Annotated in this window: 12 protein-coding genes and 2 pseudogenes; 8 read left to right on the top strand and 6 right to left on the bottom strand. The window is 43.2% G+C overall.

Features of this window, described 5'->3' with window-relative positions; translation table 11 throughout:
• Positions 1 to 82: 82 nt before the first annotated feature.
• From LW728_RS06555 to LW728_RS06535, 5 genes and pseudogenes are all read left to right on the top strand, one after another.
• Positions 83 to 241: pseudogene (locus LW728_RS06555) on the top strand (ISAzo13-like element transposase-related protein); the annotation flags it as partial.
• Positions 240 to 362 (top strand): annotated as a pseudogene (locus LW728_RS23360) (DUF29 family protein); the annotation flags it as partial. The pseudogenes LW728_RS06555 and LW728_RS23360, both read left to right, overlap by 2 nt.
• Before the next feature lie 350 nt (positions 363 to 712).
• Positions 713 to 1,108: a hypothetical protein gene (locus tag LW728_RS06545; RefSeq protein ID WP_287667196.1), complete on the top strand. Its 396-nt coding sequence runs from the start codon at positions 713 to 715 to the stop codon at positions 1,106 to 1,108.
• A gap of 683 nt (positions 1,109 to 1,791) precedes the next feature.
• A complete protein-coding gene (locus LW728_RS06540) occupies positions 1,792 to 2,001 on the top strand; it encodes a type II toxin-antitoxin system HicB family antitoxin (RefSeq protein ID WP_002734849.1) in 210 nt (69 codons plus the stop codon).
• Entirely contained in the window at positions 1,994 to 2,221 is a 228-nt protein-coding gene (locus LW728_RS06535) for a type II toxin-antitoxin system HicA family toxin (protein ID WP_150975481.1), read from the top strand. Before LW728_RS06540 ends, LW728_RS06535 begins: the two co-directional genes overlap by 8 nt.
• A 148-nt stretch (positions 2,222 to 2,369) precedes the next feature.
• On the opposite strand, the gene LW728_RS06530 is transcribed toward LW728_RS06535, so the two are convergent.
• The 4 genes from LW728_RS06530 to LW728_RS06515 form a co-directional block, all read right to left on the bottom strand.
• On the bottom strand, positions 2,370 to 3,317 hold the full coding sequence (locus LW728_RS06530) for a PRC-barrel domain-containing protein (protein ID WP_287765816.1): 948 nt from the start codon (positions 3,315 to 3,317) through the stop codon (positions 2,370 to 2,372).
• Positions 3,318 to 3,581: 264 nt separating this feature from the next.
• A complete protein-coding gene (locus LW728_RS06525; RefSeq protein ID WP_002801702.1) occupies positions 3,582 to 4,841 on the bottom strand; it encodes a dihydrolipoamide acetyltransferase family protein in 1,260 nt (419 codons plus the stop codon).
• A 277-nt stretch (positions 4,842 to 5,118) separates the two neighbouring features.
• Positions 5,119 to 5,862: a DUF561 domain-containing protein gene (locus tag LW728_RS06520; RefSeq protein ID WP_287700890.1), complete on the bottom strand. Its 744-nt coding sequence runs from the start codon at positions 5,860 to 5,862 to the stop codon at positions 5,119 to 5,121.
• 92 nt (positions 5,863 to 5,954) lie between these two features.
• A complete protein-coding gene (locus LW728_RS06515; RefSeq protein WP_002801704.1) occupies positions 5,955 to 6,122 on the bottom strand; it encodes a hypothetical protein in 168 nt (55 codons plus the stop codon).
• Positions 6,123 to 6,313: 191 nt separating this feature from the next.
• Here LW728_RS06515 and glmU point away from each other — a divergent pair, with 191 nt between their 5' ends.
• Together glmU and LW728_RS06505 are read left to right on the top strand one after the other, a co-directional pair.
• Positions 6,314 to 7,666: a bifunctional UDP-N-acetylglucosamine diphosphorylase/glucosamine-1-phosphate N-acetyltransferase GlmU gene (glmU, locus tag LW728_RS06510; RefSeq protein WP_287667285.1), complete on the top strand. Its 1,353-nt coding sequence runs from the start codon at positions 6,314 to 6,316 to the stop codon at positions 7,664 to 7,666.
• Between the two features lie 160 nt (positions 7,667 to 7,826).
• Positions 7,827 to 8,408: a thioredoxin family protein gene (locus tag LW728_RS06505; protein ID WP_287765814.1), complete on the top strand. Its 582-nt coding sequence runs from the start codon at positions 7,827 to 7,829 to the stop codon at positions 8,406 to 8,408.
• A 146-nt stretch (positions 8,409 to 8,554) separates the two neighbouring features.
• Here LW728_RS06505 and LW728_RS06500 read toward each other — a convergent pair whose 3' ends face one another.
• Positions 8,555 to 9,805, bottom strand: a complete 1,251-nt coding sequence (locus LW728_RS06500) for an FGGY-family carbohydrate kinase (RefSeq protein WP_287765812.1) — start codon at positions 9,803 to 9,805, stop codon at positions 8,555 to 8,557.
• 2 nt (positions 9,806 to 9,807) lie between these two features.
• Here LW728_RS06500 and LW728_RS06495 point away from each other — a divergent pair, with 2 nt between their 5' ends.
• Positions 9,808 to 10,866: a tocopherol cyclase family protein gene (locus LW728_RS06495; RefSeq protein ID WP_287765809.1), complete on the top strand. Its 1,059-nt coding sequence runs from the start codon at positions 9,808 to 9,810 to the stop codon at positions 10,864 to 10,866.
• 179 nt (positions 10,867 to 11,045) lie between these two features.
• Here LW728_RS06495 and LW728_RS06490 read toward each other — a convergent pair whose 3' ends face one another.
• A complete protein-coding gene (locus LW728_RS06490; protein ID WP_287765806.1) occupies positions 11,046 to 12,725 on the bottom strand; it encodes an ABC1 kinase family protein in 1,680 nt (559 codons plus the stop codon).
• Positions 12,726 to 12,755 lie beyond the last annotated feature (30 nt).

The following is a 12,755-nucleotide window of genomic DNA, read 5'->3' as shown; positions in this document are numbered from 1 at the left end:
CTTATCTCACTCTAACGGGAGTGATTCTCGGTGAACATATTTGCTCAAGCATCAAATCTATAACGGTTCTTCGTTAGAACCAGAATTAATTGGAAATTATAAAAATAGCGGTGCTGAATGGCTAAAAAAGGGAGAGCCAGTACAAGTATTGGTTCATGATTTTCCTGACCAAGATAAGGGAAGAATCATTCCCTATGGAATTTACGATCTGAGCCAAAACGCGGGATGGGTAAATGTAGGCAAAGGAATATACCAGAGCGCGTCGAGAAGCCGCCAGACAAACAGGTTTAATCCTTAGCATTTTTCCAGAGTTTTGTCCCTATACTATCGCGCAGGTGATCGAAGATTGGTGGCCCCGGTGATAGCCCGGATTGAAGGTTAAATAATCCTAAATCTGGTTATTAAAGACTGATTATTTATTCTCCCTTTTGCATGAGTGCCTTTTGTCTGTCTTGATATGTAGCCTATACTCAACGGATTTAGTATAAGTTGTTCCCCATCTCTCGATCGCTTGACTATTGATCGCCCATTTTCAGACCAAAACTCGAAGTATAAGCAGATTAAATATTGCTAACTATTGACAAATGAGTATTTTATGTTATAAAACGGGGTGATATGCAGAAAGTTGACCCCTATCGTTGCTCTGGAGATTGTTATGCAGAAAGTTTCTGTATAATGTGTAGTTAGGCAGAATTTTGGAGGTAATCCAACGATGATTATGTTCATCAAGGTTTCACAGTTAATGGCGATAAGTTTACTGTTGTTAGTGGGCTGTTCATTTAACAATACGGGTGTAGTCAAGTCTGATATATCCGGTTGTTGGGAAAGAAGCAAATTTAATGCTGACGGTGCTTCTTCAGGCTATTGGAAAGAAACGTACAAACTGGAACCAGGAGGTAGTTTTAGTAGAGAGAGTAATGTAACGATTACCTCCGGTTTAGTACGGATAGAACCAGAACCACATTACTCCTCTGGTGAATGGATTATTGATGACGGATACGTTGTGATTCAATGGAAGGATGGAAATACAGTAACACTGAAGGTAGTCTCGAAATATGAATTAGCCGAAGTGGGAAGCTCTGTTGAATTCGCATTCAGAAGATGTTAAGTGTGATCGCCGATCTTGTGGGTGAGTCCCACGCATCTTTCACCTGTCTAAATCTAAGCCCGTCTAACAAATCACTGCGCCCGATCATATGCTAGGCTACCTCTAACATCCAAAGTTAATGACGGTGGGTGAGTTCAACCGTTAGACGGAATTTTCGGACAAATTGAGGATAAAAGATGTTAATTAGGTTCTGCTGAATAAATCTAAAAACTTTGTTGGATAAGGTTTTTAGACTTTTTTCCCCCCAAAAAGTGCCGACCATTGGAGTGATCGGGGAAAAATTCAGTTACTTTTTCTCTGAAAATTAGGTAATTGACCACCTGAAAATGGGTAAAACCCCACACCCTACACCCCACACCCCACACCCTACCCCCACGAAAAACTTTTTGCCGCAAACCCTAATTAGACCATCAAAGTTAAAGTTCAAGATAGAAAAACTTGATTTTGCTTTAATATTTTCCATTCTTTATATCAACTCTACGCTTGTTTTTGCACAATCTTCTCACTCAATTCTAGGAAGGTGGGACAATATTAGATTAAGTACTAATAACTTAATATCTTATAGAGTTTTTCAAAAAGCCTGAGTTGGGTCAATGATCAGGAAACCTAACTATTTTCTAACCAAACGATTAGGAAACAGTTATGTTATGATTTTCAGAGTAAGCCGGAGATGATAAGACACCATGAAAAATCGCATCTTTACTGTTATTTTGTACAAAGAAGATAATATGTACATTGCTGAATGTCCAGAAGTTGGCACAGTAGATCAAGGAGAAACAATTGAGCAGGCGATTGCTGGATTGAAAGAAGCCACACGGCTTTATCTAGAGGAATTTACCTTACCAGAAACATCCCCTAGATTTGTGACCAGTATTGAGGTTAGTTATGCCTAAGCTGCCACGAATCTCTAGTCGGGAGGCAATTGGCTCTCTTGAACGCTTAGGCTTCAAGCAAGTTCGTCAAACAGGTAGCCATGTTGTGATGAAGAAAGAAACCGAAGATGGCAAAATTGGTTGTGTTGTCCCTGTACATCAGGAATTGAAGGTTGGTACATTAAGTGGAATTCTGAAACAAGCCCAAGTCACAGTTGAAGAGTTCATTGAACATCTGTAAAGTCTGACAAATCACTGCACTCGACGTGATACCAAAAGTATTTAGTCCCCCCAGAGAACTCCCCTTGAGCCACATACCACACTTTTCTTTTTTTGTCAAATTTTATGTTAAGAAAGATGTAACTAATGGATAGGGGGATGACCAAAGATTAACCGTCTTCGTATTCGGGGATTCTTTCCTTTTTCTTCTCGGTGATATTGATGCGGGGGGGATTGTAATCTGGTTCCACGTCATCATCCCACATATCATCCTCGGCCTTATCTTCGTAATCGTCGTACTGAGGACGAGAAAAGCTTTCTGTGCGTTCTGAGCGAGCTTCTCCCCAGTTATCTTCTTCTTCCTCGTATTCTTCCTCATAATAACGAGCTTCGGCCCGTTTTTGCGGTGGGGGAGTGGCACGCAGGGGTTCTTTTTCCCATTCATCCTCACTCCAGCGTTCTTCAACGGGTTTAGCGGCCTCCACGGGGGTGCGGAGGGGAATGCCCGTACCTAACTGATTTTCTGGACGAGCAGCGGGGGTATAATAAGCTTCTTCCTCTTCTCTTTCCCAGGGGGGACGACCAATACCCAAACGTTCCAAAACCCCCACACTAACCTGCGTGAGACGTTCCTCGGCCCCTTCAAAGACAATTAAGCGATTCGGACCGCTGCTAACCACTTCTTCGATAGAAATTTCGTAGGTACTGATCAATTGTTCGGGGATCAGAGGAAATCCCAGGGAAGCAATGATAATGGAATGTAATTGACCACTAAGGGGATCAAATTGATAATCGCGGACTTTGCCTAAAGGTTCGCCGGTTTCCGTGATCACGTCACTACCGATTAAGGGAGTATAAGCATCGATATCGACGGATTCCAAGACGTTATCATCTTCAACGAGAACCACGTCTCCCGTCTGACTGATGCTCGATAAATACATATATTGAGGCATTCCCGACAGGGAGAGGATATTATCGCGGAGTCCCAGGGCAACCACTTCTCGTTGATCGATATCTACTAGGATATCTTTAACAACGCCGAGTTTTTTGCCTGTATTGCGAGTGATAACCTGTGTATTTAAAAATTCTGAACGTAAGCGACTATTCTCTGTGATCATTTTTTCCTATGGGTAGGCGTTAGGGCGTGGGAATACGAATTATTGTAGGCTTAATATATAGGGCGAAATTGAGTGTTAATTTACCGATATTAGCTTAGATCTTAAAGTTCCCTGAGATTAACACTTTTTTTGACCTTGTTTGGGCGATAGTTTCGGGTGATAGATAGGGTTAAACCCATTTTAGCTAATTCTTTACATTTTTTTAGTAACAACAAAGCAGGAGCTAGAGAGAAACTCCCTTGGCTCCTGCTGTCTAGATTCTGATTACATAGTTAAGGACTGCACCTCAGTTTCGATCAGTTTAGCCAAGTCTTGCAGGAAGGAGGCTGCATCGGCCCCGTAGATGACTCGGTGGTCACTGGTGAGATTAACCGTCATCTGTTTTTGCACTCCGAATAAACCATCTTTATTGACGACGATTTGGGGACGGGAAGCACCCACGGCTAGGATCGCGCCTTGGTTGGGGGGTAAGATAGCGGTAAAGCGATCGACTCCGAACATTCCCAGATTAGAAATGGTAAAAGTACCGCTATTATATTCTTCCGGTTGCAGTTGTTTACTGCGGGCGCGATCGACTAAATCTTTCCAACTGCGGGAGAGGGAATAGATATCCATCTGGTTAGCAGAGCGCAAAACCGGCGTAATTAAGCCCCCATCGGGCATAGCTACGGCTACGGCCACGTTAATCGCCCCGTGGTATTGAATTCCTGCGTCGCTATAGCAGGCATTAACGATCGGATGTTTAGCGAGGGTGTTGGCCACCGCTTTTGCTAACAGGGCCGTCATGGTGACACCCTTGGATTTTAGCTGTTGATAGAGTTGATCCAGTGGGTCGGTGGTGATAGTGTAGCCCACTTGGAAGGTGGGAACCTGTAGGCTAACCGACATATTCTGGGCGACGGCTTTTTGTAGAGTGGTGAGGGGAACAGTCCGGCCGACTGGGGCGCTGGTTGGAATCGGGGCTTTAGGAGCCGCTACAGGGACGCTGACGGGTTGCGGGGGAGTAATGACAGGAGCGGGGGCGGTGCTGACTTTTCCTGTCGATTTTTCTACGTCTTCGGCGGTAATTCGTCCGTGGGGACCGCTACCCACTAGGGTTTTCAGATCCACCTTTAATTCTTTAGCCAGTTTTTTGGCCCTGGGAGAGGCGACTAAACGGCCATTATCTTTAACGACGGCGACGGGGATCGAAACGGGAGGCGGAGCGATTTCTGGGGTCTCTACGGGCTTGCTAGGGGCGACTGCGGCGGTTTTTCCCTGAGCTTTTGCCAGTTCAATTTCCGCTTCAGTTTCGGCAATATAGGCGATCGCTTCCCCCACGGGCGCTTCTTGGCCAGCTTCGACTAAAATTACAGCGAGATAGCCATCATAAAACGATTCCACGTCCATGTCGGCCTTGTCGGATTCGACCACTAACACCGTTTCCCCTTTGCTGACTTTTTCCCCGGGGGACTTCACCCAAGAAACTATTTTTCCTTCGGTCATGGTGGAACTGAGCGCGGGCATGAAGATATCTCGAATCATGGTGGAGTGCTTCTATCTCTAATGTTTTGAGCCATAGCGCATTTTACCACAGTTGATGGGGTTGGGGGTGTGGGGAAGTGGGGTGTGGGAATTATAAATTATGAATTATGAATTATGAATTGGGGTGTGGGGTGTGGGGAGAATAAATAAAATAATCTCCTATCTCCTGACTTCTGACTCCTGACGACCGCCTCCTGACAGCTAAAATAACTGGTGACAAAGGGAAAAAGAGAAGGGAAAACGGCCCCTTCTCCGTCGTATCTAGACAAAAATTGTTCTAGTTGCCAATATGGACCGGTTGTGCTTGCAGAGATTCAACTAAACCGCGCACGGCTGCCACCATGGCTACTTCATTATCCAATTGATTGATCGCCGAACCAACACCGATACCAGCCGCTCCAGCAGCGATCGCCATAGGGGCGGTAACGCTGGATAAACCGGAAGCGCAGAGGACGGGAACTTTAACCGCATGGGAAATAGCGTGGGCTGCCGCTAAAGTCGGGGCGGCTTTTTCAATCAGTCCCAAAATACCGGCGTGACGGGGTTGACTGCTAGTGCCGCCTTCGGTTTGAATAATATCGGCACCCTGACTAACTAGAGCTTCTGCTAGTCTTACCTGTTCATCGAGGGGTAGGAGATGGGGAACTGTCACAGACAGGGTAATTTCGGGCAGTAGGTCGCGAGTTTGACGGGTTAGGGCTAAAACTTCCGCCGCTTCAAAAATGCGTCCTTGGGCATAAAAACTATCGAAATTACCGATCTCAATTAAATCGGCCCCGGCCGCCACTGCCATCACCAACAATTCTGGCTCGACGGCCGATACACACACGGGTAAATTTGTCAAGGCTTTTACCGCCCGAATTAGGTCAGCATTAGCGGCAATATCGACAAAAGTTGCTCCTCCGGCTGTAGCGGCTTTAACTACTGAGAGAACCTGCGAGCGATCGAAATTATTTAACCCACTGATCACTTTCAGGGCATGACGACGGGCGAAGGCTTGCTGTAAGGCAAAATTGATCATTAATCTACACCTATCTGGAATTCTCAAAAAACATTTTCCCACCTTCTCGCTGATCAGAGGGTGGGATTTGAGAATTCTTAGGGAAATTTTCTTTAATTTAGGTTTTGATTCTCTTGGTTTTTGCGCTTGAGGTTTTGCAGTTGTTGCAGCAGTACCTCGATTTCCGCTTCTAAATGGAGATATTTAACCTGTTGGTCAGCTTGGTAGGTGGTGCGAATCTGTTTCATGGCGGAGGATTCCTTAGTTAGCACAGTTGTCATAGTGGTATCTATAGAGGGCTAATTATGTTCAATTGTTTCAATTTGTATATACTACCTTAACAATGTCTTAAAGAAAACCTTTTTATGGTAGTTTCTCAACTGGCACAGGATGAAAGAGGGGAAAAATTCTTGCAACCAAAGGGATCGGAGTGCGATATACTCAGTCGCGAACGATATTGGCAAGCATGACCATGGTAGCGGTAGCAATTTTAGCGGCGGGTAAGGGAACCCGAATGAAGTCCAGCCTTCCAAAAGTTTTACATCCCCTCGGCAGTCGATCGCTAGTGGAACGGGTCCTTAATGTCAGCGAATCCTTACATCCCAGGCGAAAACTGGTGATTATCGGTTATCAGGGAGAACAGGTGCGAAATACGCTACAGCATCTCGAGGATATCGAATTTGTTGAACAAAAGGAACAGTTAGGCACTGGCCATGCTATTCAGCAGTTAATCCCCCATTTAGAGGACTTTCAGGGGGATTTGTTGGTCTTAAATGGTGATGTTCCCCTGTTGCGTCCCGAAACCTTGCAAAATCTTCTCCAGATTCATAAAAACCATGGTAACGCTGCCACCCTCTTAACTGCTAACCTCCCTAACCCGAAAGGTTACGGTCGAGTTTTTTGTGATGGCAATAATCTCGTTAAGCAGATTGTGGAAGAAAGAGACTGTACCGATGCCCAACGACAAAACCACCGGGTTAATGGGGGTATATACTGCTTTAATTGGTCAAAATTAGCGGCGATACTGCCTAATTTAACGCCCAATAACGATCAAGGTGAATATTACCTCACCGATGTGGTCAATTTTCTCGATCCTGTCATGGCTGTGGATGTGGAGGACTGTTTAGAAATTAGCGGCATTAACGATCGCAAACAATTGGCCGCCGCCTATGATATCCTGCAAACTAGAGTCAAAGATGATTGGATGGCCGCCGGAGTCACCATTATTGACCCCGATAGTGTCACCATTGAGGATACTGTCACTCTCAGTGCCGATGTGATTATTGAACCCCAAACCCATCTGCGCGGTGAGACGATAATCGCTTCTGGTTGTCGTATAGGTCCGGGGAGTTTAATCGAAAATAGTCGCATAGGCAGCGATGTGACGGTCTTATTTTCGGTTATTTCTGATAGTCAGGTGGATTCTGGTTGTCGCATCGGTCCCTATGCTCATTTGCGCGGAGAAGCGAAAATTGGGGCTAATTGTCGAGTCGGTAATTTTGTTGAAATTAAAAAAAGTGACATCGGCAATAAAACCAATATTGCCCATTTATCCTATTTGGGAGATGCCACTTTAGGGGAAAAAGTGAACGTTGGTGCGGGAACAATTACTGCTAATTACGATGGGGTGAAAAAACACCAAACTATGATCGGCAGTGGCACAAAAACTGGAGCAAATAGTGTTCTAGTAGCTCCTCTAGAATTAGGAAAAAATGTCACCGTGGCTGCCGGTTCAACTATCACTAAAAATGTCCCCGATAATGCTTTAGTTATTGCTCGCCAAAGTCAGCGTGTGATCGAAAATTGGGCAGATCAGTTTCAGTAGGTTATAGCAGTTATCAGTTATCAGTTATCAGTTATCAGACGTGAGTTTTCAGTTTACTGTTTACTGTTCACTGATGCTGATTAAGGCGTTAAATTTGCGCGATGAAGCATGAAATGCTATAAAAATCTCAGTCCTCCCTATAGAAAAGAGTAGAAACCTTATGGCACGCACCGAGTCCACAATGTTAGATCTGGGGACAAAAGCTCCCAGTTTTGCCTTACCCGATGTGGTTTCGGGTGAAACTATCTCTCTGGACAGCTTTGCGGCTAAAACCGCTCTGTTAGTCATCTTCCTCTGTGAACATTGTCCCTTTGTTAAACACATTCAAGAAGAACTTACCCGTCTAGGTCGCGATTATGCTAATACCAATCTGGGCATCCTCGCAATTAGTTCTAATGACGTGGAGAAATATCCCGATGATTCGCCAGAAAATTTGAAAAAAATGGCGATAACTCTTGACTTTAAATTCAATTTATGCTATGACGAAAGCCAAGAAGTGGCGAAAGCTTACACGGCAGCCTGTACTCCCGATTTTTTCCTCTTTGATAGTCAGCGGATTCTAGTCTATCGCGGTCAATTAGATGATAGTCGTCCTAGTAATGGAATACCGGTGACAGGCAAAGATCTCCGGGCCGCTATTGACAAGGTTTTAACCGGTCAACCGGTGCCGACGGACCAAAAACCGAGTTTAGGCTGTAATATCAAATGGAAACCGGGTAATGAGCCACCCTATTATGGTTAATTAACGAAGGGTGTAGGGTGTAGGGTGTGGGGTGTGGGGAGAATAAATAAAATAATCTCCTGACTCCTATCTCCTGACTCCTGACGACCGACTCCTAACTCCTAACCCCACCAACAAGCTTTTTGCCGCAAATCCTACTTATGAGACTATTTCAAGAGCGTAACCGATTGCTGTGCTAATAGGGCAGTACCATAGGCCGCTTGCTCCTGTTTAGATAAAAGCACAGGAACTCCTAAATGACGCTGACGAATTATCCTCCAAGTCGGATTTTTTGCCCCACCACCCGCACTATAAACTCGCTGTAATTTATTGGCCCCCAATTCCTGTAAACGCTGATAACCTAAAGCTTCAATGCGGGCAATACTTTCTAGTAAACCACGCAAAAATTCTCGAGGATTATCGGGCCGGGGAGTCAGTTTTGCGGGTAAAAAAGGATCATTAATGGGAAAACGCTCGCCCGCTTTTAGGAGGGGATAATAATCTAAATTACTTTCTTTTTGTCCATCTATTGCTAAACTATAATTTCTCAATTCTTCATGAGAAAAAAACTTCTTTAACACTGCTCCTCCCGTATTGGATGCCCCACCAGTTAACCACAAATTTCCTAAACGATGACTATAGATGCCATAGTTACTATCATCAACTTTCTGGCTACTTAATAATTTTAAGACTAAAGTTGAACCTAAAGATGTCACTGCATCCCCTAAAGAATTAGCACCACTGGCTAAAAATGCCGCTATGCTGTCGGTGGTTCCCGTATAAATTAAACAATCTTTCGGGATAGCAAAACGAGTCACTAAATCTGGTTTAATAGTATCGATCGCTGTACCCGGGGCAAAAATTTGCGGTAATAAATTAAACATCGGTAAATTCTCTAACCAATGGGGATAACAGAGATTTTCGAGATCATAACCTAACTTTAAGGCATTGTGATAATCACTAATTCCCAGTTTACCGTGCAGGAGAAATGCTAACCAATCCGCTTGCGAGAGAAAATAACGCGCTTGCGAAAAAATTTCTTGCTGACTCCACCAAAATAATTTAGCTAAACTGGAGGTAGCACTAATCACGGGATGGTGAGGGGGTGCTATAGCTTTAATTGCTTCTAAAAAGGCAATTCCTCGCCCGTCATTGTATAATATGGCCTCAGAAAGAGAATTACCCCAATTATCACATAATAACACCGTCGAGGAAGTACCATTAATAGCGATCGATTTAAGTTCTGAACGCACCGAATCCCCTAGATTATCCAATAAATAAAATAGGGCCTTTTGCCAATCCTGAAAATTGGCATTAGTGAAAGGATAATGAACCTCAGCGACGATATTTTTGCTAGAATCAATAGCAATCGCTCGCGCTCCCGATGTGCCAAAATCAATACCTAAAGATAAACCCATAGATGTCTTCACAACCCCCTCATTCTGGCTACCATTGGGATGGTATCACTCCCCGATTCTTTGAAGGTTGGTACTTCCGAGTCATGATTCCGCAATTAGCCGACGGATTCGCCTTTATGTATTCTATTCAAGACCCAAGCGGCGGTCAAGTCAATAGCGGCGGAGCGGTACAAATTTTAGCCATAGAATCTAATTATCTTTGTCGCACTTTTCCCGATACGGATAAATTTTGGGCAAGTCGTCAGGAATTAGCCATTATCCATTGGGGAAAAACTAACTTAAAAATCCGTCCCTGTCTCCTTTCCCCGTCGGCTTTTTTTGAGTCTGTTCAAGAGGGTTATCAAGCAACGGCAAACCAGCAGCAAGGACGAATTTATGATCCCGTCACTGGAGAAATCTGTCAATGGGATTATCGCATTGAAACTAGGTACAGTTGGGGAGATAAAAAGCGTCCACCCCAAGCAACAGCAGGAATATTATCTTATTTACCGATTTTTGACCCGGGTTGGCAGATTTTAACTGCTCATGGTTTAGCAACGGGAATGATTACCCATCGGGGAAAAAATTATCAATTTGAGAATGTACCTTTTTATAGCGAGAAAAATTGGGGTTATTCTTTCCCCGAAAAGTGGTTTTGGATTAATTGTAATGCTTTCCCTGAAAATCCCGATTTAACCTTAACCGCAGTGGGTTCTACCCGAAAAGTTCTCAACTGGACGGAATCGGTGGGAATTATCGGTATTCACTGGCAAAATCGCTTTTATAAGTTTGATATCTGGAATTCTCAACTAACTTGGACAGTGCAACCCTGGGGATACTGGGAAATGAGGGCAACCAACGAGAATTATACCATTGTCTTGATCGGGATCAGTGATCATCCTCCCGATCGCGTGCGTGTACCCACGGAAAAAGGTCTCTCTTTTGCTTGTCAAGATACCCTCAAAGGTAAATTATCGATAAAATTGGCTGATAGTCGTGGTAAAACCCTTATAAATGCCTCTAGTCGTCTAGCTGGTCTCGAAATTGGCGGTATTTGGCCATCAGCTTGGATTAAACATTAAATCACCATGGCGACGGGAGAATGTGGAACGAACCACAGAGACACAAAGGACACAAAGATTGATCGCTACTATATAAGTCAAACTTATCACACAAAGAATAAGAGAGCCGGGGAACTTGTCACCACACTGGCAATTAGATATTTAATTATAACCACTTACTTAATAAAGATGATAATTATTTACTTGTCTAGCATTTTATCTAATCTTTCCTGAATCAATAAAGCCAGGGAAGAACGCAGAAAAAATAAAGCAAATAACCCAGCTAAACTGAAGGGAATAATAGCTAGTTTGCTATAGTTTGTGTCTAATAAAAATATGGCTGAGATAATGCTAAATCCCAATAAACAGACATTAATTAATAATTTAATTCCCAGATAAATTCTTTTCAGAAGTCGTTCATTTTCGCGTGACTTAACTTGAAAAACTAAATTTCCTCGCTCGATTTTTTCCTCTAATTGACGGATCATTCTCTCATTTTTATTACCTTTTTGCCATTGTTGTTTAAGAAAAGTGCGCGCTTGATTAGCTAGGGTCAGCATGGTGTTGGTAGTTCCTCCTGATACCGCTAGACTTTTCACAAAAGGTTGACTAGCTGCTAATAAATTATACTGGGGATCTAAAGAGCGGGCAATCCCATCCAAAGTGGTGACAGATTTAATAATAAAAGTCATTTGGGGAGGTAAGCGAAAAGGTTGCTGTTTAAACATTAAATACACTTGATCGCTAATTTGTTCAAAGACCCTCACATCTACCGGTTTATCGCGAAATTCATCTAAAAGAAACTGCAAGATATTTCGCACAGGTTGCAGATCTCTAACGGGTTCAATTAACCCCATATACACGAGAGTTTTTAAGACTGTTTCCGTATCCTTTCTTAAGATAGCAAAAAAGGTTTCAATCATTTGATCTTTAGCGACGGACTTTAACTCGAACATCGTGCCGAAATCGTAGAAAATTAACTCCCCTTCCTGACTAACTGCCATATTACCCGGATGGGGATCCGATTGGAAAAAACCATCCTGTAATAGTTGTTTGAGATAGGAACAGATTCCCAGTTGAATAATACCATCGACGTTAATACCATTAGCTATTAAAGTCTCTCGATCATCGACTTTAATCCCCGGTACATACTCCAAAGTTAATACCTTGCGGGTGGTATATTGCCAGTAAACTAAAGGAACTTTTACTTGGGGATAATTCTTAAAATTTTCCCGAAAGCGATCAGCATTTTTGCCCTCATGAATATAATCGATTTCTTGAAAGAGTAGTTCAAAGAATTCTTGGTAAATAGCTTCTAAATTATATTTTTTCACCACGGAGAAAATATTTAACCAACGGGTGAGACGATGCAACACTTCAAAATCGAGATTAAATAGTCCTTCTAGATTTGGTCTTTGTACCTTAATAACGACCTCTTCCCCACTTAATAACCGCGCTCTATGCACTTGTCCTAAACTGGCACAAGCGAGGGGAGAAACGCTAAAACTTGCAAATAAATTATCTAGGGGTTGTCCTAATTCTGTTTCAATAACTCGGATCGCTTCTTGACTATTAAATTCGGGAACTCGATCCTGTAATTGGGTTAATTGTTCGATATATTCGAGCGGAATTAAATCTGCTCGCGTCGATAAAGATTGTCCAATTTTAATAAAAGTTGGTCCCAAATTAATGAGGCGATCAACTAACCATTTCGCTCTCCTTTGCCGTTTTTTGCCCCTATTAGCCCCCGTTAAACGATCCCAGAGCAAAAAAGTCAAAAACTGCATTGTAAAGCTAAATATCTCCAATTGACGAATAATTGGCGATCGTAAGCTTTGCTGCCAATGTAAAGATTTGGGGGAATCAAAAGGAGTAAGCATCAGTTATTAGTTATCAGTCTTCAGTCTTCA

Origin of the sequence: Microcystis sp. 49638_E5 (genome assembly GCF_021300285.1) — a bacterium.
GTDB classification, from domain to species: domain Bacteria; phylum Cyanobacteriota; class Cyanobacteriia; order Cyanobacteriales; family Microcystaceae; genus Microcystis; species Microcystis aeruginosa_C.
This window is presented reverse-complemented; position numbering and strand designations above follow the sequence as displayed.

Bases quoted from the DNA above. Each gene is read 5' to 3' on its own strand.
- LW728_RS06545 (WP_287667196.1), top strand. From the start codon at position 713: ATGATTATGTTCATCAAGGTTTCACAGTTAATGGCGATAAGTTTACTG.
- LW728_RS06540 (WP_002734849.1), top strand. From the start codon at position 1,792: ATGAAAAATCGCATCTTTACTGTTATTTTGTACAAAGAAGATAATATG.
- LW728_RS06535 (WP_150975481.1), top strand. From the start codon at position 1,994: ATGCCTAAGCTGCCACGAATCTCTAGTCGGGAGGCAATTGGCTCTCTT.
- LW728_RS06530 (WP_287765816.1), bottom strand. From the start codon at position 3,317: ATGATCACAGAGAATAGTCGCTTACGTTCAGAATTTTTAAATACACAG.
- LW728_RS06525 (WP_002801702.1), bottom strand. From the start codon at position 4,841: ATGATTCGAGATATCTTCATGCCCGCGCTCAGTTCCACCATGACCGAA.
- LW728_RS06520 (WP_287700890.1), bottom strand. From the start codon at position 5,862: ATGATCAATTTTGCCTTACAGCAAGCCTTCGCCCGTCGTCATGCCCTG.
- LW728_RS06515 (WP_002801704.1), bottom strand. From the start codon at position 6,122: ATGACAACTGTGCTAACTAAGGAATCCTCCGCCATGAAACAGATTCGC.
- glmU (WP_287667285.1), top strand. From the start codon at position 6,314: ATGGTAGCGGTAGCAATTTTAGCGGCGGGTAAGGGAACCCGAATGAAG.
- LW728_RS06505 (WP_287765814.1), top strand. From the start codon at position 7,827: ATGGCACGCACCGAGTCCACAATGTTAGATCTGGGGACAAAAGCTCCC.
- LW728_RS06500 (WP_287765812.1), bottom strand. From the start codon at position 9,805: ATGGGTTTATCTTTAGGTATTGATTTTGGCACATCGGGAGCGCGAGCG.
- LW728_RS06495 (WP_287765809.1), top strand. From the start codon at position 9,808: ATGTCTTCACAACCCCCTCATTCTGGCTACCATTGGGATGGTATCACT.
- LW728_RS06490 (WP_287765806.1), bottom strand. From the start codon at position 12,725: ATGCTTACTCCTTTTGATTCCCCCAAATCTTTACATTGGCAGCAAAGC.